The organism is Bifidobacterium asteroides (assembly GCF_030758775.1).
GTDB lineage: Bacteria > Actinomycetota > Actinomycetes > Actinomycetales > Bifidobacteriaceae > Bombiscardovia > Bombiscardovia kimbladii.
Window position 1 is genome coordinate 1,889,282 of sequence record NZ_CP132384.1, and the last position, 19,502, is coordinate 1,908,783.

Annotated in this window: 20 protein-coding genes; 1 reads left to right on the plus strand and 19 read right to left on the minus strand. The window is 61.5% G+C overall.

Annotation, left to right across the window (positions count from 1 at the left end):
• Positions 1 to 144: 144 nt before the first annotated feature.
• The 7 genes from RAM15_RS07760 to RAM15_RS07790 all read right to left on the minus strand — a co-directional run bounded on the left by RAM15_RS07760 (position 145) and on the right by RAM15_RS07790 (position 6,834).
• Complete coding sequence (locus RAM15_RS07760; RefSeq protein WP_024626962.1) at positions 145 to 765, minus strand: DUF5701 family protein; 621 nt, start codon at positions 763 to 765, stop codon at positions 145 to 147.
• Between the two features lie 84 nt (positions 766 to 849).
• A complete protein-coding gene (locus RAM15_RS07765; RefSeq protein ID WP_306221421.1) occupies positions 850 to 1,542 on the minus strand; it encodes an L-ribulose-5-phosphate 4-epimerase in 693 nt (230 codons plus the stop codon).
• 94 nt (positions 1,543 to 1,636) lie between these two features.
• Positions 1,637 to 3,028, minus strand: coding sequence for an MFS transporter (locus RAM15_RS07770; RefSeq protein WP_372338656.1), 1,392 nt, complete (start codon positions 3,026 to 3,028; stop codon positions 1,637 to 1,639).
• A gap of 102 nt (positions 3,029 to 3,130) precedes the next feature.
• Positions 3,131 to 4,087, minus strand: coding sequence for a sugar kinase (locus RAM15_RS07775; protein WP_306221423.1), 957 nt, complete (start codon positions 4,085 to 4,087; stop codon positions 3,131 to 3,133).
• Positions 4,088 to 4,298: 211 nt separating this feature from the next.
• Positions 4,299 to 5,168 (minus strand): L-ribulose-5-phosphate 3-epimerase, encoded by an 870-nt coding sequence (locus RAM15_RS07780; protein WP_306221424.1) that lies wholly within the window; start codon positions 5,166 to 5,168, stop codon positions 4,299 to 4,301.
• Positions 5,165 to 5,839 carry a 3-keto-L-gulonate-6-phosphate decarboxylase UlaD gene (locus RAM15_RS07785; RefSeq protein ID WP_306221425.1) on the minus strand — a complete coding sequence of 225 codons (675 nt, stop codon included), beginning with the start codon at positions 5,837 to 5,839 and terminating at the stop codon, positions 5,165 to 5,167. The genes RAM15_RS07780 and RAM15_RS07785 overlap by 4 nt, the downstream gene beginning before the upstream one ends.
• A 5-nt stretch (positions 5,840 to 5,844) precedes the next feature.
• Complete coding sequence (locus RAM15_RS07790; RefSeq protein ID WP_101432973.1) at positions 5,845 to 6,834, minus strand: phosphotriesterase family protein; 990 nt, start codon at positions 6,832 to 6,834, stop codon at positions 5,845 to 5,847.
• Positions 6,835 to 7,079: 245 nt separating this feature from the next.
• On the opposite strand from RAM15_RS07790, the gene RAM15_RS07795 reads away from it, so the two are divergent.
• Entirely contained in the window at positions 7,080 to 8,120 is a 1,041-nt protein-coding gene (locus tag RAM15_RS07795; RefSeq protein WP_306221427.1) for a sugar-binding transcriptional regulator, read from the plus strand.
• A gap of 110 nt (positions 8,121 to 8,230) precedes the next feature.
• On the opposite strand, the gene RAM15_RS07800 is transcribed toward RAM15_RS07795, so the two are convergent.
• From RAM15_RS07800 to RAM15_RS07855, 12 genes are all read right to left on the minus strand, one after another.
• The gene (locus RAM15_RS07800) at positions 8,231 to 9,319 is read right to left on the minus strand and encodes an aspartate-semialdehyde dehydrogenase (RefSeq protein ID WP_306221428.1); all 1,089 of its coding nucleotides are present in this window, start codon (positions 9,317 to 9,319) and stop codon (positions 8,231 to 8,233) included.
• Positions 9,320 to 9,336: 17 nt separating this feature from the next.
• A complete protein-coding gene (locus RAM15_RS07805) occupies positions 9,337 to 9,900 on the minus strand; it encodes an ACT domain-containing protein (RefSeq protein ID WP_306221429.1) in 564 nt (187 codons plus the stop codon).
• A 23-nt stretch (positions 9,901 to 9,923) separates the two neighbouring features.
• Positions 9,924 to 10,730 carry an aspartate kinase gene (locus tag RAM15_RS07810; protein ID WP_082067745.1) on the minus strand — a complete coding sequence of 269 codons (807 nt, stop codon included), beginning with the start codon at positions 10,728 to 10,730 and terminating at the stop codon, positions 9,924 to 9,926.
• Positions 10,731 to 10,887: 157 nt separating this feature from the next.
• Positions 10,888 to 11,490, minus strand: a complete 603-nt coding sequence (recR, locus tag RAM15_RS07815; RefSeq protein WP_015022549.1) for a recombination mediator RecR — start codon at positions 11,488 to 11,490, stop codon at positions 10,888 to 10,890.
• Positions 11,490 to 14,432: a DNA polymerase III subunit gamma and tau gene (locus tag RAM15_RS07820; RefSeq protein ID WP_306221430.1), complete on the minus strand. Its 2,943-nt coding sequence runs from the start codon at positions 14,430 to 14,432 to the stop codon at positions 11,490 to 11,492. Before RAM15_RS07820 ends, recR begins: the two co-directional genes overlap by 1 nt.
• Positions 14,433 to 14,503: 71 nt before the next feature.
• A complete protein-coding gene (locus RAM15_RS07825; protein ID WP_306221431.1) occupies positions 14,504 to 14,899 on the minus strand; it encodes an Rv3654c family TadE-like protein in 396 nt (131 codons plus the stop codon).
• A gap of 3 nt (positions 14,900 to 14,902) precedes the next feature.
• On the minus strand, positions 14,903 to 15,280 hold the full coding sequence (locus tag RAM15_RS07830; protein WP_306221432.1) for a TadE family type IV pilus minor pilin: 378 nt from the start codon (positions 15,278 to 15,280) through the stop codon (positions 14,903 to 14,905).
• On the minus strand, positions 15,267 to 15,647 hold the full coding sequence (locus tag RAM15_RS07835) for a DUF4244 domain-containing protein (RefSeq protein ID WP_306221433.1): 381 nt from the start codon (positions 15,645 to 15,647) through the stop codon (positions 15,267 to 15,269). The genes RAM15_RS07830 and RAM15_RS07835 overlap by 14 nt, the downstream gene beginning before the upstream one ends.
• A 182-nt stretch (positions 15,648 to 15,829) precedes the next feature.
• Positions 15,830 to 16,372 carry a hypothetical protein gene (locus tag RAM15_RS07840; RefSeq protein WP_045924948.1) on the minus strand — a complete coding sequence of 181 codons (543 nt, stop codon included), beginning with the start codon at positions 16,370 to 16,372 and terminating at the stop codon, positions 15,830 to 15,832.
• Entirely contained in the window at positions 16,363 to 17,025 is a 663-nt protein-coding gene (locus RAM15_RS07845) for a type II secretion system F family protein (protein WP_306221434.1), read from the minus strand. The genes RAM15_RS07840 and RAM15_RS07845 overlap by 10 nt, the downstream gene beginning before the upstream one ends.
• A gap of 12 nt (positions 17,026 to 17,037) precedes the next feature.
• Positions 17,038 to 18,126, minus strand: a complete 1,089-nt coding sequence (locus tag RAM15_RS07850) for a CpaF family protein (RefSeq protein ID WP_306221435.1) — start codon at positions 18,124 to 18,126, stop codon at positions 17,038 to 17,040.
• A complete protein-coding gene (locus RAM15_RS07855; protein ID WP_306221437.1) occupies positions 18,123 to 19,163 on the minus strand; it encodes a hypothetical protein in 1,041 nt (346 codons plus the stop codon). The genes RAM15_RS07850 and RAM15_RS07855 overlap by 4 nt, the downstream gene beginning before the upstream one ends.
• Positions 19,164 to 19,502 lie beyond the last annotated feature (339 nt).

The window sequence follows — 19,502 nt, forward strand, 5'->3', positions numbered from 1 at the left end:
ACATGCGGTCCGGGTCCGCATTACGACGCAGCGGAAGGCGAGCGCGCGGAGTCTGGCATAATTCGCAAGGTTGCCAAGGATGCAAATACCACACGATGCAAGCGCTGACAGAGTGCTCACTTCATAAGATTCAGTGGACAGGATTCACTGGAAGAGGGAGACGCCGCGACGGCCCTCGCAGTAGGCGTTGCCCAGCCAGGTGTGACGCGAGTTGGGCCAGACCGAACCCAGGCGGGGGGCGTTCTGGCTCATCCAGATGCTGGGCACACGTCCATCGGCGCTGTGGGAACCCAGCAGGTTGAAGCCGTTCTTGACCGCCAGCCAATCAGGATGCTGGGTGGCGATGGCCAGACCCTCCTCCAAGGTCAGAGGAAGGCGGTCGTCGGAGTCGATCAGCTTGCGGGCCACATCGGGCTCGCGGTTGGTGTAGCAGGTGCCGGTATGCGGTTCCAGAACGATGTAAAAGGGCCCCTCGGGCGGCTCGAACCCGTTCTGAGGCAGGAAGCTGGCGATGTCGCGCGGCGGCATGGTGGTGAAGCCGGCCATGCGGTTGATGCTGGTCCGGGCGATCAGCGACTCAGGCGAGACCAGCTCCCTGGTGGGGATAAGCAGGATCTGCTCGCCCAGCTCAGTGGACTCCAGCGCAGAGATCAGGGGCTGGGCCAAGGCTCTGAAGGCGGCGGCGCTGATGTCCGCCACATCCGGATAGCCCAAGGCCACGATCCGATCCAGTTGCCGCTGCACTTCTTGGGAAGATCTGGTCATGGCCTCCAGTCTAATTCGAATCTGCCGCGGCGAGCACCTACACTCTCGACACCCGCCTGTCGGGGCGGGACATCGCATTGAGATTCAGCGCTGGCCGTACACGTGTTGGTAGCGGTCGTTCAGACTGGCCACATCCTCGTCGGACAGTGGCACAGGCGTACCGATTTGCTCAGCAGCCCACACCGTACGCGCCACCTCCTCCGTCATCGCCGCCGCCTTGACCGCAGCCTCAGCATCAGCGCCGACAGTGAAGGGGCCGTGATTGCGCATGAGCACTGCAGGGCAGCCCGGATGCTCCGCCAGGGTTTCGACCACCCCACGGCCTATCTGGTCCGAACCGATCAAGGCGAAGGGACCCACCGGCACCGGACCGCCGAACTCGTCACCCATCATCGTCAATACACATGGAATTGACCGGCCCACTGCAGCAAAGGCCGTAGCAAAGGTCGAATGCGTATGCACCACGCCGAACACTTCAGGCATGTGCCTGTAGATGTAAGCGTGCGAAAACACATCCGAGGAGGGGGCGGCGGATCCGTCCACCACATGCCCCTCCAGATCCGTGACCACCATTGATTCCGGCGTCAACTGCTCATAGCGCACCCCGGACGGCTTGATCACCAGCAAGTCGGCTGAATGCAGACGCTGTGAGACATTCCCCGCCGTCCATACCACCAGCCCCCACTTGATCAACTGCGCATGCAGGGCGGCAATATGCTCACGGACCAGACCTACCTCGACACGCACCTCGTCAGGAAAATCAGCCAAGGACGTCATAAGAACCACCACCATTTCCAATATGGGGCCGGATCTTCCTGCGAAAAGCCGGCCCGGTTTGCTTACCTGCGCGTGCAGACCCTGCTGCGCATCCTCACAGGCTTTCCAGATCCTTGCCCTTGGTCTCCTGGGCAAAGAGATATATAACAGCGCCGATGACCAGGCAGACACCGAAGAAGGTGAATGCCGTGGTGACAACGCCGATGTTGATGTGCTGGGAGACATAGTCGCCGCCCACCAGGAGCCCCATGAATATAGGGCCTACGATCTTGGCTGTGGCGCCGATGCCGTATCCCAGCCCCAGTCCGGTGGAGCGGACATCGTTGGGGAACTGCTCGCCGCCGAAGGCGTTGAGAATGCCGAAGACACCGTCGGCGAAGGTCATGATGACCAGGACGGCGATGTAGAACTGCCAGCCGGAATTGTGGAAGAAGGCCGCGTAGAAGCATCCCAGAGCCCCGATGATGCCGAAGGAGAACATGGTCCAACGCCGACCGATGATGTCAGCCAGCCAGGCAGAGCCGAATCTGCCGATGCAGTCGGCCACGGAGACGCCCATGAACAGGTAGGCCACCATCTGTGTCGAGAAGCCGAAGGCATCCTTCATCAGCGTCTGACCCCAGGATTGGATAGCGAAGGAACCCAGAATGAAGCAGAAGGAGCCGACCGAAATGATGACCAGTGGCTTTAGATGCTTGGACAGAAGCAGACGATAACTGGCCTTCTGCTCCTGCTCAACCTTGGGCAGGGCACCGACCTGGTCCACGGGAAGCTCAAGAGCCCATGCCAAGGCCTTGCGGGCATCATCGTCACGGCCCACACTCTGATAGAAACGGGGGGACTCCGGCACCGTCGCCAACCAGAACAGCAGAAGGACGGGGATAACACCCAGGGCCACCAGCACGCGCCAATTGTCGCCAATCAGGCTCTGTGAGACGGATCCCAGGAGCAGTCCCAGAGGAATGAAGACCGAGGCCAGGCCGGAAAGCATGCCACGTTGCTTGGCCGGGACGAACTCCTGGACATAGGGGATGGAGATGATGTTAAGGCCGCCTACGCCGATGCCCACGCCGATGCGCAGGATGGCCAGCAGGATCCAGGCACCGTCAGGCAGGAAGACCGACAGAGCCGTGAAGACCACGAAGCAGAGAACACACCACTGGAAGGCATGCTTGCGGCCGAAGCGATCGGCCAAACGCCCCCAGAGGATGGATCCGATGACTGTGCCCAGCCCGGAGCAGGCCAGGATGATTCCAGCGGAGACCCCGGTCAGGTGCCAGGCCGAAGTCAGGAGGGAGACCACGAAACCAATCAGGAACATATCGAAGAATTCGGATATGTTGCCGGCTATGGCCAGGCCGATGATGCTTTTCTGATGTCCGGTCAGGGGGCGGGAGTCTATCTGCTCGTATGCAGTCAACGCGTCCCCGGCCTGTGTGACATGTGTATCACTCATAATGGGTGCTTTTCTTTCTCGGATGATCATGATGATGGCGGCCCGACCCCGGTACGGGTCCGACCGAAGGATCCAGGCCGCCTTCTCCGTCCTTGGAGAATACTGCGGCGAGCCTGAATCGTGAAGGAACGGTCAACGGTTGATATCCCCGCCCAGCGGAATATCCAGTTCCTGAGCGCGGATACGGGTCAGATCGCCCATATGCGTCAGGGCGTATTCGGCGGCCCGCTGTCCCCACCTGACACCGCACTCCACATCATCGGAGAGGAAGCCATGGAGGGTGGCAGCCACGAAGGAATCCCCGGCGCCGGGACGGTCCACCACCGGAACCGTAGTGGTGACGTATTTTTTGATTCCCTTGGAGGTCCTCAGATAAGGACCGTCCAGGTGATTGGTGGAAACAATGTACTCATTGCCGAAGCGCTGGTAGAGCTGTTCGCAAACCTCCTCGCCGGTCCCCTCGATTCCGAAGACGCTTTTGGCGTCCTTGATGGAGCAGAAAAGAATGCGGGCCTTATGAGCGATGGGCTCCAGAACCTTTCTGGCCTGGTCACCGGACCAGAGCTTGCTGCGGAAGTTCACGTCAAGGGCGATGTCAATGCCGCGCTTCTCCGCCTGCTCCGCCGCATAGGTCACCACCTGGGCCGTGGTATCGGTCAGGGCCGCCGTGATCCCGGTCAGGAAGAGCAGGCGGGTGTCCAGCATCCGGTCCCAGTCGTAATCCTCGATCCCCGTTGACCTGAAGGGGGTGTACTCGCGGTCATAGATGACGTTGGCCGGCATGGGGGGCTCGCCCGGCTCCATGAAGTAGAGGGCGATCCGGCTGGCCGGCTTGCGGACCATGGTGCTCAGATCAACGCCCACAGACCTGTACTCGCTCAGGATGTATTCGCCCAAATCCCCCTCCGGCAGTGAGGAGGTCCACAGGGTCCTGCGCTGAAGCTGAGCCAGGACTCCGGCTACATTGGCCTCGGAACAGGCAGGATTCATCAGGACCGACCGGGCGTTCATCAGCCGCTCTCCCCTTCTGACCGTGAGCCTGATCTGCCCCTCTCCTATGGTCGAAAGGTCATATGCATGTTCTGCCATCATTCGCTCCTTGTCTACACGGTCGTTTTCCAGCATGGACCACGACGTCCGTTTCAGTCCGTATTACGACCTTTTGCATTCAAACTCGCACCGATCGGGCCGACCCATCAAGGGTGACCGCTGGCATCATTGCCTCCCTGCCGATGCCAAGGGGGTGGAGGACCGGCACAACCACCCCCGGGTCGCAACCGTGACGGCTGCGACCTTTACTTCAGCCTCTGGGGCCAAGCACCTCCATGCCGGCCCCGCGCAACCAGGTTTCCACTTTCTTCCTTGCATTCGTGACGATCTGATCGGCCTGATCCGAATCATCGTTCCACATCTCCAGCATGATCCGCCCCGACCAGGACTGCCGGGCCAGCTCGGCGAAAGCCGTGGGAAAATCGGCACAGCCTTCGCCCATGGTGATGCGACGCGGCTGCCCCGGGAGCACATCCTTGACATGGATGGCCAGCATTCTGCCGGCTCCAGCCCTGAGCTCAGCCACGGCGTCCAGCTCCTGCTCATAAAGGTTGCCGATATCCGGGTACATGCTCAACCAGGAGGACCCGACCTGGTCGCAGATGGACAGCCCCCTGGTGATGGAGGTGATGTCATTGCCGTCCACATTCTCTATGCCCAGCATGACGCCGGCCTGGGCCGCATACTCAGCTGCCTTGGCCAGAACCTCCACATACCTGGCGCGCTGGTCGGGATCAGGGTTCTCGTAGTAGGCGTAGTAACCGGCTACCTGGATCAGGGGAATGCCCGCCTCATGAGCCAGATCGATTGCCTTGAGGAAGATCTCGTAGGCCTGACGGCGGATGGCCGGATCGGCCGAGCCGGGGCCCACCTTGCGGTGGCAGCTCAGGCAGATCCCTCCGACCTGGACGCCCTGGCGGTCAGCGGCCTGGCGGAAGGCGGAAGCCTGGGCAGCCGTCCAGTCCAAGCGGGCCATCCGCTTGTCGCTTTCGTCAATGGACAGATCCATGAAGGTGAACCCATCGGCCGCCACCTGGGACATGAACGCATCCCAATCATCCGGCTCGGCGGGGGACTTCAGGGCCTTCTCATAGATGCCCAGGGTGATGCTGCCGCTCATTGCGGCCACACCCTGCCGATGGTCTCCCGCAGCTCGGTCGCAGCGGCCAGTGGGTCGTCAGCCTTGACGATGCCTCGACCCGAGATCACCACTCCAACGGGGACTCCTTGGAAGAAGGGCAGATCCTTGGCCGTGACCCCGCCGGTCACAGTGACCTTGAAGCCCATCTGATAAAGCTGGCGGATGCGGTCCTTGTCGTCCTCCCCCCAGGTCAGCTTTCCGGCCGCTTCAGCGTCGCGGGAACGGTGGACGATGACCTGGGTGGCTCCAAGTCGCCGCCATTCGCGCGCCTGCTCGGGATCGTAGGTCTCGCCAAGCTCAATCTGGACCTCGCCGCCGAACTCCTGGGCCACCTTCACCACCTGCTCGACCGTGGTCATGCTGGCGCCGGCGACCACCGAAACCCAGCTGGCACCCGCTTCGAAGCAGGCGCGGGAGATGACCGCTCCGGCCTCGGCGATCCTGACATCCGCCAGGATGGTCTTATTGGGGTAGAGGGCACGAATCTCGCGCACGGCCCTCAGCCCTTCGGCGATGATCAGGACGGTTCCGCACTCGATGACGTCGACCTGGCTGATGGCCGCGTTCAGGGGCCTCAGAGCCGAGGGCATGTCAAAGGTGTCCAGCGCGATCTGCAGCTGGGGACGCTCCAGGGTCTTGTCTGCTGCCATTGCGCTCAGGCCTCCTTACGGAAGGAGAAGAAGTTGTGGGCGTTGCGGATGAGCAGCTTGTCCACATAGTCGGGATCGAAGCCTTCGGCGATCATGCGGGGGCCGTCCACTGCCGGGTTGTAGTCCACGCCGCTCACAGAGCCGTAGACCTTCTGGTAGGAGCGCTTGCCCGAGTCCGTGCCCAGGAGGATACGGTCCTCATAGCCGTCTTTCTTGAAAGCCCTGAGCTCCATCATCCTGTTGGAATCGGGCTGATACTTGATCCTGTTGGTGCCGTCGATCTCCAGATAGACGCCCAGATCCAGGATCTCCTCCAGGTAGTAGACATCAGCGTTGCGCTGGATGTGGCCGATGGCGATCTGGTCGGCGGGGACCCCCAGTCCGATCAGGGTCTGGGCCTGTTCCAGACCACAGGTTCCATAGGTGGTGTGCGTGTTGATGGGCGCGCCTGTCTCGATGGCCGCCTTGGCAGCCGCCTCCATGCACTTGTGCTCGAAGGGCGTGATCTCTCCGTAAGCAGTGCCGATCTTGATGACGCCTGCCTTATAGGGGCTGCGATCCACCAAGGGACCGGTGTAGTCGTTGCGGTCGATGCCCTCACGGATATCGGCGATGACCAGGTCGGCGATCTGATCCACGCTGTAGCGGTTGATCCAATGGGACTGGGTCTCCAGGTAGACATGCTCACGATGGAAGCCGGTGGCTCCGATGATCTGCAGATTCTCCACCGAGCGGGCCACCTCGGCCAGCTTCTCGATGTCACGGCCGCAGTTGATGGGGCACATATCCACCACGGTGCCGCCCTGCTTGCTCCACTTCAGCGAGGCCTTGGCGAAATAGCCGGCCTCGGTCTCTGCCTTCTCGACCGAATCCAGTTGATGGTCCTTGTCCAGGTAAACCTCACCGGCTCCCACCCGGATCAGATGGTCGTGGCTGTTGACTACGCCAAGAGTGCTCGGGTCGACATCTCCCAGAATGGTTCGTGCGAATGCCATGTGAACTCCTTTGTTGTTTGTACTTTGCGACTTCGCGGCACCGGTCTTCAGGCTCTTCCTCCCAGTGCCTTTGACAGGAGACAGACTATGTGAGCAGTCAATAAACAACAAGGATATTGATGAACATATGTACTTGAACTACGGGTTAAAACCCAGATAGATTGCATTTTTACCCATGACAACAAGTATTTTTTGACACTTAAAGGCAAATAAGCAGTTTTTACTGAATCTGATAACATGTACATATGTTCAGCGATTTACAGATGATGACCACTTCGGATGCCCGCAAGCGGGTTCAGCTGCTTCTTCGCATAGCCCGCATGTACTACCAGGATCACATGCTGCAGTCCCAGATCGCCGAAGCGACAGGCTATTCCCGCCCCTCCGTCTCCCGAATGCTGAAAGAGGCCCAGGAGCGAGGGCTGGTAAGGATCTCCATCGAGAATCCATTGGAACGGCTTGAAGACCTGGAGTCCAGGCTGATCCGACAATTCAATCTCCGTTGCGCCCGGGTCTCGGAGCCACCGCAGGGATGCACCGGGTATGATGTCGTGCCCCGGAGCGCGGCGTCTCTCCTGGTTGAGCAGACCAGGCCCGACTCTTTGATAACCGTCTCCAATGGCAACGCGGTCGCCTACACGGTTCGCGAAGTTCCCCTGCAAAATTGGACAAAGTCCAAGGTCGTGCAGATGATCGGCTCCCTGTCGCCGACCAATCCCATGACAGACTCACCGGAGATATGCCGCATGCTGGCCCAACGACTGGGTGGCAGCTATTCCACGCTGCCAGTGCCCATGATCCTGTCTTCAACCCCTGTGGCTGAAGCCATGCGCAAAGAACGCCAGATCGCCGACACCCTGTCCCTGGGCGGTCATGCCGACGTTGCGGTGGTGGGAGTGGGATCGGTCAAGGCGGGAAGATCAGGGCACATTTTCAAGGACTACGAAAATGCGGCCTTCATCAAGGAGGTGACCGAGCTCAAGGCTGTGGGACACATCTGCGGGCACCACATCGATGCCCAGGGCCGCCACATCCGAACCAGCCTGTGCGAACGCACTATATCGATTGAATTCGAACGTCTGAAGCGAATCCCCCTGGTCATAGGCGTGGCCTGGGGACCGCAAAAAGTCGCCAGTATCCTTGCCTGTCTGCGGGCCGGGCTTATCTCGGCACTGGCCACCGACCGCGACACGGCCCAGGGGATACTTGAGCTGGATCGACGGCAGAGGGGATCAGGTGGACCAGCCTCACAAGCTTCGATCCGAACAAAGGCCAAGCAAAGCTGACCCTATATGAAAGCCATCAGACAGACGGGGCTTGGCAGAGCCGGTCATCCCATGCTCAGGAGATGCACAGGACACTTTGGACATGCCACGCAATCAGCCCAGATGCGCAATCAGATCCTGTCGGCGAAGTGCTTGCGGGCGATCAGCTCGGCGATCTGCACGGCGTTGAGGGCGGCTCCCTTGCGCAGGTTGTCATTGGCCACGAACATGGACAATCCCCTCTTGCCCTCCACAGCCTGGTCCTGGCGGATGCGGCCCACGAAACTGGGGTCCTTGCCGGCGGCGTCCAGAGGAGTGGGTATATCCGCAAGACTTACTCCAGGAGCCTTGGACAGCAGGTCGCGGGCCTGATCTGGGGTGACGTCGTGCTCGAACTCGGCGTTGATGCTCATGCCATGGGCTGTGAAGACCCCTACCCGCACGCAGGTGCAGGAGGCGGCCAGATCAGGCAGGTGCAGGATCTTGCGGCTCTCATTGCGCAGCTTCTGCTCCTCGTCGGTCTCCCCGCTGCCGTCATCGACCAAGTCGCCTATAAAAGGAACGGCGTTGAAGGCGATGGTACGCACCACCTTGGTGGGCGGTGGGAACTCGATGGCCGATCCGTCGAAGACCAGTCGGTCGGCACCCTGCTCCACGGCGGTTTTGGCCTCGTCGCGCAGCTGGAGGACGCCGGCACGACCAGCCCCCGACACGGCCTGGTAGGAGGAGACGATCAGACGGCGCAGACCGTATGCCTTGGCCAAGGGGCTCAGCACCGGCATGCAGGCCATGGTGGTGCAATTGGGATTGGCCACGATCCGCCGGGGGATAAGATCCAGGTCCTCGGGGTTGACCTCGGACACCACCAGGGGGACCTCGGAATCCATCCGCCAATGGGAGGAGTTGTCGACCACGTAGGCTCCGGCCTCGGCGAAACGCGGGGCCCAGGTTCCTGAGGTCGAACCGCCGGCGGAGAAGATGGCCAAATCGATCCCGCTCAGGTCGGCCTGCTCAACATCCTCGACCGTGATGGTCCTGTCACGCCAGCGCAGCTGCTCTCCGGCAGACCGCGACGAAGCCATGAATCGCAGGTCGGCCACAGGGAAGTCCCGTTCGTCCAGCATGCGGCGCATGACCATGCCTACCTGGCCGGTGGCGCCCAGAACGGCTACATTGATGCCACGGCGTCCGTTGCTCGCCAAATCAGCCTTATCCGTCATTGCTCTCTCCTCTCTGCTCAGCGACCCGTGCCGCCGTAAACGACCGCCTCGACCTGATCAGCATCCAAGTGGAAGGCCGTATGGATGGCCCGTACCGCCTCGTCCAGGTCCTGGATGGGCACCAGGGCGGAGATGCGGATTTCGGAGGTCGAGATCATGAGCACGTTGATATGTCGCTCGCTTAACGCCCGGAAGAAGGTGGCAGTGATGCCCGAATGGGTTTTCATCCCTACGCCTACCAGGGTCACCTTGCCCACCTCGGGATTGATGTCCACTGATCGGAACCCCAATTGCTCGCGGGAGTCATCCAGCATGGGGGCCACCTGATCAGCCTGAGCGGACGGGAGCGTGAAAGAGATGTCCACGGTGCCGGTAGCCGCCCCCGCCTGGACGATCATATCGATGTTGATGCCGCCCTCGGCAAGGATAGTGAAAAGCTGTGCGGCCACGCCAGGTCGGTCGGGCACGGCCCGCAGGCTGACCTGAGTTTCACTGCGGTCGTGGGCAACCCCTGAGATGATGGGTGACTCAGGGCCGTTCAGGTCCGGGAACAGGTCGCCCATGGATTCGCCGTTGGTCATTTCCTTCCTTCCGTCATATCCCGTCACCTGTCAGCGCGTGCGGCGGGGCGATCCGGCAGCTGGCCGGTCTCCAAATTGGGAATCTTGTCAGCATCGACATCGTCAGGCATGATCAACGTGCCTGGGCGATGGGAAAAGGAACTGCGCACATGGATGGGCATGCGGAAGCGCTGGGCATACTCCACGCAGCGCAGGGCCAGCACCTTGGATCCGCCGGCCGCCATCTCCAGCATCTCCTCGTATGAAATGCGGGCGATTCTACGGGCGGTGGGCACAATGCGCGGGTCGGCGGTGAAAACCCCGTCCACATCGGTATAGATCTCGCACACATCCGCCTTGAGTGCCACGGCCAGGGCCACAGCCGAGGTATCCGAGCCGCCACGACCCAGGGTGGTGGCGTCGCCATCGGGGTTGACCCCCTGGAAGCCCGCCACAATCCCCACCTCGCCTCGGTCCAGGGCCTTCATGACTCGCTGGGGTCGGACATGGCGGATGTGGGCTGCGCCGTAGCGTGCATCAGTCATGAATCCCGCCTGCGAACCGGTGAAAGAATGGGCGCGCTCGCCTTGCGCATGGATGCTCATGGCCAGCAGGCTCATGGAGATGCGCTCCCCCGCCGTCATGAGCATGTCCATCTCTCGGGCAGGAGGGTTGGAATCCACATCCATGGCCTGGTCAATCAGATCGTCAGTGGTGTCCCCCATAGCGGAAACCACCACAGCAATGTCATTGCCGGCGCGCTTGGTGTCAATAATGCGCTTGGCCACACGCTTGATGGAGTCCGAGTCCGCCACCGAGGACCCGCCATACTTCTGAACGATAAGTGCCACTGCTGTTCCATCCCGCGACGGTTAAGCCACTAGACCATCATCTGCAACATGTTGATTACATGGATTATACGAACGACACCGTTCTATCAGACCCCCTCCACCAATATACGAAACATTGACGGCAGCCAGGGAGGCTGCGAATCGGTGACCGCAGGCCTTACAGATCGCGACGGCCGGATATTGCCCGGCCAAGGGTGATCTCGTCGGCATATTCCAGATCGCTGCCGACGGGCAGGCCGCTGGCCAGCCTGGTGACCCGCAGATCCAGAGGGCCCAGCAGCCGCCCCAGGTAGGTGGTGGTGGCTTCGCCTTCAATGTTGGGATCCAGGGCCAGCATGACCTCCTTGACCTGATCCGTGCCCAACCGCTTCAAAAGCTCGGGAATGCGCAGATCGCCGGGCCCGACGTTGGACATAGGGTCGATGGCCCCGCCCAGCACATGATAAAGACCCCGGTATTCTCCGGTACGTTCGATGCTCATGACATCCTTGGGCTCCTCGACTACGCAGATGATGCTGCGGTCACGTCTAGGATCCTGGCAGATGGGACAGGGACTGGTCTCGCAGACATTGCCGCAGATCTCGCAAAACCGGACCTTCTCCTTGGCTGCAACAATGGCATCGGCCAGATCCTGAGCACTGCGCCGATCGGCTCCCAGAATGTAGAAGGCAATGCGCTGCGCACCCTTGGGACCGATGCCCGGCAGTTGAGCAAAGGCGTCGATCAGCTCTTGAATGGCTCCATCATAGGTAGCAGCCATCATTCACCTCCCTGTCGTTGTGCCTGTTCCTGCCGGCGCCTTTGGACGTTGATCGGATTCTGGGGGTCGTCAGCAGCAAAGTCCTCCACCTTGGTCACGTCGAACAATTTGGTCAGTTCATCCTGGTTCATGGCATTGTCCGCCCCGAGCCTGGCATCGTCCATGGAATAGACATCGTCCTCGGGATCCACCGAAGGCCCTGAAGCCTGGGAGGAGACTGCAGCAGACGAGGCCCCATCCTGATCGGAACCACCGGAGGCCGGGCTGGCGAAGCCTGCTGGCATCGCCCTGCCCTCAGCTCCAGAAGCCTTTGCCATTGCCTGGGGGCCATCCGAGCCATCGGCGGTACCCGAACCATGACCGTCACCCCGTCTGTCCGACGAGGTTGGGGTGCCAGTTGCCGCAGCCACATCTCCGGGAACCGGCCCGGTCTCCAATGTCGAATTCGAGGTTGCGACCGAGGCGCTTCCCTGACCCGACGAATCAACCGACTTCGAAACTTCAAGCCCCTGATCCAAAGCTTCATGGCCTTGACTGTTGGAAGACTCCGCAAAGGCTGCGGTGCTGGTCCCGGAATCGGGCACGGCCCAAGGATCCGTGTCATCGCTCATGTCCGGCAGGGCCACCTTTTTGGACTCATGGTCTTTCTGGCCAGTGGATCCATCGCCGCCCTGATCAGGCTGCCAGGTCTTTTGCGGCGCATGAGTCGCTGGCATGGGGTGAGCCCAGGGATCATCGTCCGGCAACACCGTTGAAGCGGTCGAGCCGAAACCCGCCGCTGGAAGCGGTTTCGAAGACGACTGGACAGGGCCACCGACCGGGTGGTGAGCGTCGTCGGAGCTCCCGTCGCCTGAAGCTTCTCCAGGAGTGGACTTCCCGTCCGATGCCGATGCTCCGGCCCCACCATCATGACCGGCCGAGGCCGTCATCCCTCTAGGGGCATGCCCCTGCTCTGTGGCCGCATGAGGCATGACCGCCGCCCCAAGGTTCATGGTGGCTAAACCGGCTCGCGCTAGAGCCACCTCCTTCTTGACCTCTGCCCGGCGCTGGGGAGACATCCTGTTGACGGACTCCACAGTCTCACCGTTGGCAGCCGTCCCCGATGGGGCGATCATGGTGGACTGTCCGAACTCCTGGCGAGCGCGGACCATGACGATACGCGGCACCTTGGTCTCCCCGTCAACCGACTGTGCAGCCACGGCCATGGCGAAGGCATGCTGACTGAGTGGACGGTCGAAGGTCATAGACAGCCGCTTGCGGCCGGAGGGGCCTGCTGTCATGGCTACGGTGGGCACCCGGTCTCGCACGACATACTGGCGGACCTCATCAGGCAGGGCAGCAACCAGGGCATCCCAGCGCTTATCCAGCTCTGTACCAGTCGGCACCTCGTTTGCCTGCCCTTGCGCAGTCTCCTGTTGTGCAGACCGAGGTGTTTCCGCAGACCGGGCGGGTCTGGAGGGACTGGATGGCCTAGCTTGTCCCTCCGCCTGTCCAGTCGGCCAGGAGGGAGCTTCCTTGCGCTCGGGTTGGATAGGATCAGAGCCGGAATGGGGCGACTGCTCTTCGCCCTCTCGCTGTCCATAAGCGGAGGAATCGGAACGAGAGCCGGCCATGGTCTGTGGCCCGGCAAAGGAGGCGGGCGCTGCAACAGATGGCGAGCCTGCCATGCCGGATTGTTCGGGGCGATCAGCGCCATCAGCACTGCCAGACTGCGATGCTGTGGACGGCCGACCGCTCCGCTGCGACCTGTCAGCGCCAATGAACCCGCCGCGGGCGGGCGCCGTGGCCGACCCGGAGGGGGAAGCTGCCCCTGCGGCCGATGCCTGCTCCATAGGTTCGCAGCCAATTGCCAGCAGCCTGGCGGCCAGCAGCTCCAAGCGCATCCTGGGCGAAGTGGCCCCGTTCATTCCCGCCAGCGCATCGTTGATGATGTCGGCCATTCTGGTCAGGACCTGCAGATCCAAAGCATCCGCCTGCCGACGCAGATCGGCCACCTGGTCGTCGTCTGCATCTTCGCTAAGCACGCTTTCAGCCCGGTCCCCCGCCAGCTTGAGAACCAGCAGGTCGCGGACATGGGCCAGCAGATCCTCGACGAAGCGCTGGGACTCGAACCCGCCGACGACCACCTTTTGGATGACCCCGTAGAGGCCAGCACCATCGTGGTCGATCAGCGTATCCACAGCTTCGCCGATCAGTGCGGCAGGAGTGAACCCCAGCAGAGCTACAGCCGCATCATAGGCGATGGTGTGCTCGTCAGCACCTACCATGAGCTGATCCAACACAGAAAGGGTGTCACGCACCGATCCGCCTCCAGCCCGCATGGCCAGTTTGAGGACACCGGGCTCGGCCTTGATGCCCTCCTTTTCGCAGATGCCCTCTAGATAAGGCCCCATGACCTCCTGGGGCACTAGGCGGAAGGGGTAATGGTGGGTGCGGGAGCGGATAGTGCCGATCACCTTCTCCGGCTCTGTGGTGGCGAAGATGAACATGACGTGTTCCGGCGGCTCCTCGACGATCTTTAGCAGGGCATTGAATCCTTGCTGGGTGACCATATGAGCTTCGTCCAAAATGAAGATCTTGTAGCGGTCACGCACAGGGGCAAAGCCTGCCCGCTCCCTGAGCTCCCTTGCATCGTCAACGCCATTATGGCTGGCGGCGTCAATCTCCACCACGTCGATGGAACCGGGGCCTCCCGTGGCCAGATCCCTGCAGCTGTCACATTCGCCGCAGGGATGGCTGGTCGGTCCCTTGGCGCAGTTGACACAGCGGGCGAAAATCCGGGCACTGCTGGTCTTTCCACATCCCCTGGGACCGGAGAACAGGTAGGCATGGGTCAGCCGGTTCTCATCCAGAGCTCGGGTAAGGGGCACCGTGACCTGCTTCTGACCGATGATGCCGTCAAAAGTGTCAGGCCGATACCGCCGATAGAGTGCTAGTGCCATGGTTCAAGGCTATCCATTTCTTTAGACACGTTCGCTTTCCTTCCTAAGGCTTCTGGCCACGCTTCCTTTTCTCATTCACAGGGCTCGGGCCCTGCCCGGGCCGACTGGATCAGACGCGGCAGCATCGAGACTCCGGTGTCTACCCCCACCGAGACTTTCACGTCGCTGCCATCCACCTGGCAGTCTGTCAGGACCCCGCGGTTGAGACGGGCGACCCGGGAGGCCAGAGTACAGGGCTGCGCCTGTCCTTCGTCCAGGGCAGAAGCTGCAGCCAGAGCCGAGACATCGGCACCGGTGCGTGCACGCGTCCGGCAGATCATGAGATTGCCCAGCAGGGCCGCCAGAACCAGACCCAGGCCAACCAGAGCCATCAGCATGATGCCCAGAACCGTGCCGGAGCCAGGATCCGAACCCCCTAGCCATGAACCGGTACGCTCCGCGCGCGTCCTCCTGACATGTCCGAGCATGACTCATTCCTCCAATATGGCCACGGCATCGCCATGGACCTGTGCAGGCAGCACGCCCATCGGGCCGGAAACCACTGGGCATGACACCCTGACTGCCGTCTGCCCGGCCGATGGGCTCAACTGCACTTGAGCATGTGGACCGGCCATCCGGTGCACCAGCCCTTGGGGATCACCCTTGCCCCGGGTGACGATCAGATCCCTGGCAGCCGCGTTGGCTGCATCCTGACAGACCATGCCGATCCTGATCGTCTGGGTCAGCGTCAGCAGTAAGAGAGCCAGAACCATGACAGCGGGAAGCACGATGGCGAACTCGGCCGTTACCGTACCGGTATCGGATCGCCACCGTCGTCTCCACACGGACCGTCTCTCAGCCGACGACACTAAGCGCCTTCTTGACCAGACCCATCAGCAAAGTGCGCGTGGAAGAGGACTTGACAATGGCCAGCAATACACCAGCCAGCGTGGCAGCTGCCACCATGATCACAGCGTATTCAGCAGTGATGGCCCCCGATTCAGGCCTGGCCAGCACCACACTCATCCGCGCACGCAGGGCACTCGCTGCAGAGTCCATGGCTTGGCTGATGCGAACGTACAAAGCCGTTATGAACCGGTTGAAGCGCTGCCTCATTCTTTGCAGCCACCGGGATCCGGCACCTATAGCAGGCCATGTCTCAGCTGGCACCAATTGTCCTCCTGCATGTCTGGCCTGCAGATGGAAGACCGTCGCAACCTCCTGTGAATATGTCATCGTTCTCACCTTTGCCTTTCCTTGTCTTCCCCGCCCCGGCGAATGGCCGTTCCTCAGGGAATCGGCATCCGGTACCTTTCACTGTGCCCGTTCCGGTCCGTCTCGGTCGCCTTATCGGATGCATGTGGACGAGCGGAGCTGAGTCGGCAGCCTGTGGACAACTGCCCATAAGGGCTCTATCCTCAGGAAATCCCGCCTACGAAGGCCGCAATGCAGGGGATGACTCCGATCAGCACGAAGGCCGGCAGAATACACAGTCCGGTCGGCACCAGCAGCCTGACGGTTATCGCCGCTGCGGCCCGGGCCAGCACGCTGCGGGCATGGTGATCCAGCTGGCGCAGGGTCGTCTCGATACGCGTCAGAGGCGATGATCCCAAACGCCAGGAAGGCTCCAGACAGTCAGCCAGGACCTGCATGGACTGCCCATAATCAGGATCCCCGATCGCTCCCGACCAGGACAGATCCCATCCGTTGCCACGTCCGAGCAGGTGAGCCACGCGAACCATCCGAAGCCCATAAGGGCCTGGCAGCAGCCCACCAACCACACCCAGGGCCCTGGGCAGGGAGGCCCCCTGACGAACAGCGACTCCCAACAAGGCCAATACCAGGCTCAAGGATGGCGTGGAGACCTGCTCATCGGCTAATCGCCCACCCGGGCCGTCGGATTCCATAAGCAGAAAGGCCAGTATGCTCGACAGGGCGGCAATCAGTGGTTTCAGATCCATAGATCCTCCCTGCCCAGATCGTTCATCAGCAGACGTATCCAAACCAGACCAAAAACATAGAAGGCCGCCCCAAGGATCAGACATATGGTTCCCAGGCCTGGGCGGCATAGGAAGGACAACGGTCGCGCACCCATGAACTCTCCCATGATGATGGTCAGCACCGGCAAGGTTGACAGGAGGCGGATCGTGGCCCTAGGCACAGCAAAGGCTTTTTCTCGCGCCTCATCCAGTGCCGCCCGCCGCCTCTGCATAGCTGCCACAGTCCGCAGCCCATCAGAAGCCCGGCAGCCCAGGATGGCGCTGAGACCATAACAGGCCATCAGAGCCTGGACCATAATCGTCAGAGTCGGTCCCCGTTCCTGAGGCAGGCACCGGTTCTCCAGCATGGCCATGACACGTTCCCGCGTGACCTCCTGGGTGGCGAACCGCCGCCCGGATGCCTCCTCGAAAGCCTCTACCAGACCGCCTCCATTGTCGACATAGGCAAGCAGGGAAGTGACCAGCACCGCCAGGCCGGGCCTATCCGACTGTGCAGAGGGCCTGACTGACATGGCCTTCAGTCTCGCGGATGCGCTGCCGCTAGGCGCGAGCAAGACCAGACAGGCAATAGCCGTCATCATTGCAGCCAGCCAGGCTGCAGTCTCGTCATGCATAATCCACCTCAACTACGGAACGCTCGCCGGGGCGCTGGTCACAATGCCCCACCGCCTGGCGAACTTTGACCAGGCCGTTCCATACGTAGCGGCCCCTCGGCCTGTCCATGTACAGACGGCCTCCCCAAGAAGCCGGCCATCAGCTGCAGTTGTCAGTCGGCCAATTTGAGCGATATGTCTATGGCCGCCGGAACGTTCCAGATGGATAACAGCATCGAACGCCCCCTGCGCCAGAGCGGCCAGGGCCCTCGGCTGCAACCCCGCCAGCAACCCCAGAGTCGCCAGCCTGGCGGGAACGCGTTCCACATTGTCGGCATGCAGCGTTGCCATGCCGCCCCTATGACCGGAATTGAAAGCCCGCAGCAGATCAGCTATCTCCTCGCCACGACACTCGCCCAGGATGATCCGATCGGGCCGCATGCGCAATGTGGCTTTCACCAGATCGACCAGCCCAACACCCCCCGCCCCTTCAACGTTGGATTCTCTGACAGCCAAGGAAACCATATTCCCATGGCCGGCGATACGACCCAGTTCACGCACCTCCTCCACAACGACCAGCCGCTGCTCCCGTGGACACATGCCCAGCAGGGCCCGTAGGAGTGTGGTCTTACCTGCACCCGTGCCACCAGTCACTAGAATGCTGGCCCGATTGACCACCAGCGCCCGAAGGATGAAGAGCCAGCTGGCGGGACACAGCCCGGCAGCAGCCAGCTCCTCCAGGCTTGGCGGGTGTCTGTTGGGCAGTCTGATGGAAATGGCGGCACCCTCGGGAACAAGTGGGGCCAGCACGGCGTGGACTCTGATCCCCTCCCTGCTGGAAGCGTCAGCCATGGGCCGGGCATCGTCCAGGCGACGTCCCAGCTGAGCGCATAACTGCACGGCAAAGTCCCTCACAGCTCGAGGGCCTGCGAATCCAGGCCGAAGCAGGACCTCCTCCATGCCCGCGCCTCGGTCGATCCAGACATTGCCCTGCCCGGTCACTGCGATGTCAGTCACCGCAGGATCGTTCGTCAGCCCATCCAAGTATCCGAAAGTGGGCGGCTGATCGGAATCGTCGTCAGAGAATCGACCTTCATTGCTTTCCCCGCTTCCTATGATCATTTGACAGCCCCGGACCGAGCCGATTCGCGAGAAGAGATCCGTTCTTCTCTTCTTTCCCCTACGACGATCATTCCTGCGATCCGCTCAACCAGGGGATGAAGGGCCCGGGCATAAGCACGCGGCACCCGTTCCAGGCCACGCCCATCCAGAACGGATGCCGACAGCTTCGGTTGCGGCTTAAGAACCACGTCCAGCGATCGGCCCAGAAACTCTTCCGCCTGCTCGGGGTCGACGCCATGACTGACCCGGTGCTGTGTGGGCATCATTCCAATCAGAGCCATGGGCGGCCTGCATGAAATCAATGGATTGTCTCGGGCTCGATCACCAGCACCTCTGCTGCCGTTCAGGGCATGGAGAAGTGCCTTCGCCCGTGCAAGGCCCAGCACGGTCATGTCCACCATCAACAGCGAAGGCAGCCCTTTAAGCGAGCGCAGATTACCCAGACCCTGGCCCCGACCGGCATCAATCAGCAAGAGATCAGCAAATCCAGCCATTGCGCTGACTGCTGCATCCAGGTCCCACCAGCCCTGTGGCGGGGCACTCCAGGGATCGTTGCTGAGCAGCGGGACGCCATCCCAGATCGGCAGTTCTTCACGGAGCGCCTGAGGATCCACCCGGCCCAGGGGCGCGTGGATTCGCCCAAGCCGCATGCCAGGCGCCCCCTCGATGCCGACCAGGACATCCATCCCTCCGCCATCCAGGTCCAGATCCACCAGAGCGCATGACAGGGCCATGTCCCGAAGCTGTTTGGCCATCAGAGCCGTCATGGTTGTCAGCCCAATTCCTCCCGAGGCCGAGAGAAAGACCAGACCGGTCACGGCAGACTCATATCCAGCATCTTCACCCGCAATCCGCCGATCGGACAGAATGGGTTGCTCGAACCCAACGGCATCCTCGTCTTGCAGGCGACCTGATCCTGAGGATCCTGAAGAATCAAACCGTCGGACCGCGCCCGCCACTCTCCCTGGTCGGCGTTCCGGAGACAACCCGACTGAATCAAAGGAGCGCGGAGTCCGTCCGGGCTCCCTTCCTTCCATGCCGCCTTTTATCCTCGGCGGTCTACATATGCTCATTCCAGTCATGGCTACCAGTACACCCGCCCACTGGCATCAGCACCAGTCCCCGGAACGGATGTGGTCGAATGACCCTATGCCTCCACATCGCTTCGCCCTCTCTGTGTAAAAACGCATCAAGACCACGACACGCCTGAAACTGCAGCATTTTTGAGCCCATGCCCATGAAAGGCCACAGATGATCACACAGAAGCAACAGATTCCTCCAAACTTGGCGTATTCAGCCTGCCGCAATGCACGCAATCGCACAAAAAACCAAGCCGGCAGCCTTCCCCGCCCCAGCCGATGGACAGGCTTGCCAGC

What these genes read in the sequence shown, in the direction of transcription:
- RAM15_RS07760 (WP_024626962.1), bottom strand. Translation starts at nt 765, where the DNA reads ATGACCAGATCTTCCCAAGAAGTGCAGCGGCAACTGGATCGGATCGTG.
- RAM15_RS07765 (WP_306221421.1), bottom strand. Translation starts at nt 1,542, where the DNA reads ATGACGTCCTTGGCTGATTTTCCTGACGAGGTGCGTGTCGAGGTAGGT.
- RAM15_RS07770 (WP_372338656.1), bottom strand. Translation starts at nt 3,028, where the DNA reads ATGATCATCCGAGAAAGAAAAGCACCCATTATGAGTGATACACATGTC.
- RAM15_RS07775 (WP_306221423.1), bottom strand. Translation starts at nt 4,087, where the DNA reads ATGGCAGAACATGCATATGACCTTTCGACCATAGGAGAGGGGCAGATC.
- RAM15_RS07780 (WP_306221424.1), bottom strand. Translation starts at nt 5,168, where the DNA reads ATGAGCGGCAGCATCACCCTGGGCATCTATGAGAAGGCCCTGAAGTCC.
- RAM15_RS07785 (WP_306221425.1), bottom strand. Translation starts at nt 5,839, where the DNA reads ATGGCAGCAGACAAGACCCTGGAGCGTCCCCAGCTGCAGATCGCGCTG.
- RAM15_RS07790 (WP_101432973.1), bottom strand. Translation starts at nt 6,834, where the DNA reads ATGGCATTCGCACGAACCATTCTGGGAGATGTCGACCCGAGCACTCTT.
- RAM15_RS07795 (WP_306221427.1), top strand. Translation starts at nt 7,080, where the DNA reads ATGTTCAGCGATTTACAGATGATGACCACTTCGGATGCCCGCAAGCGG.
- RAM15_RS07800 (WP_306221428.1), bottom strand. Translation starts at nt 9,319, where the DNA reads ATGACGGATAAGGCTGATTTGGCGAGCAACGGACGCCGTGGCATCAAT.
- RAM15_RS07805 (WP_306221429.1), bottom strand. Translation starts at nt 9,900, where the DNA reads ATGACCAACGGCGAATCCATGGGCGACCTGTTCCCGGACCTGAACGGC.
- recR (WP_015022549.1), bottom strand. Translation starts at nt 11,490, where the DNA reads ATGGCTGCTACCTATGATGGAGCCATTCAAGAGCTGATCGACGCCTTT.
- RAM15_RS07820 (WP_306221430.1), bottom strand. Translation starts at nt 14,432, where the DNA reads ATGGCACTAGCACTCTATCGGCGGTATCGGCCTGACACTTTTGACGGC.
- RAM15_RS07825 (WP_306221431.1), bottom strand. Translation starts at nt 14,899, where the DNA reads ATGCTCGGACATGTCAGGAGGACGCGCGCGGAGCGTACCGGTTCATGG.
- RAM15_RS07835 (WP_306221433.1), bottom strand. Translation starts at nt 15,647, where the DNA reads ATGACATATTCACAGGAGGTTGCGACGGTCTTCCATCTGCAGGCCAGA.
- RAM15_RS07840 (WP_045924948.1), bottom strand. Translation starts at nt 16,372, where the DNA reads ATGGATCTGAAACCACTGATTGCCGCCCTGTCGAGCATACTGGCCTTT.
- RAM15_RS07845 (WP_306221434.1), bottom strand. Translation starts at nt 17,025, where the DNA reads ATGCATGACGAGACTGCAGCCTGGCTGGCTGCAATGATGACGGCTATT.
- RAM15_RS07850 (WP_306221435.1), bottom strand. Translation starts at nt 18,126, where the DNA reads ATGATCATAGGAAGCGGGGAAAGCAATGAAGGTCGATTCTCTGACGAC.
- RAM15_RS07855 (WP_306221437.1), bottom strand. Translation starts at nt 19,163, where the DNA reads ATGGAAGGAAGGGAGCCCGGACGGACTCCGCGCTCCTTTGATTCAGTC.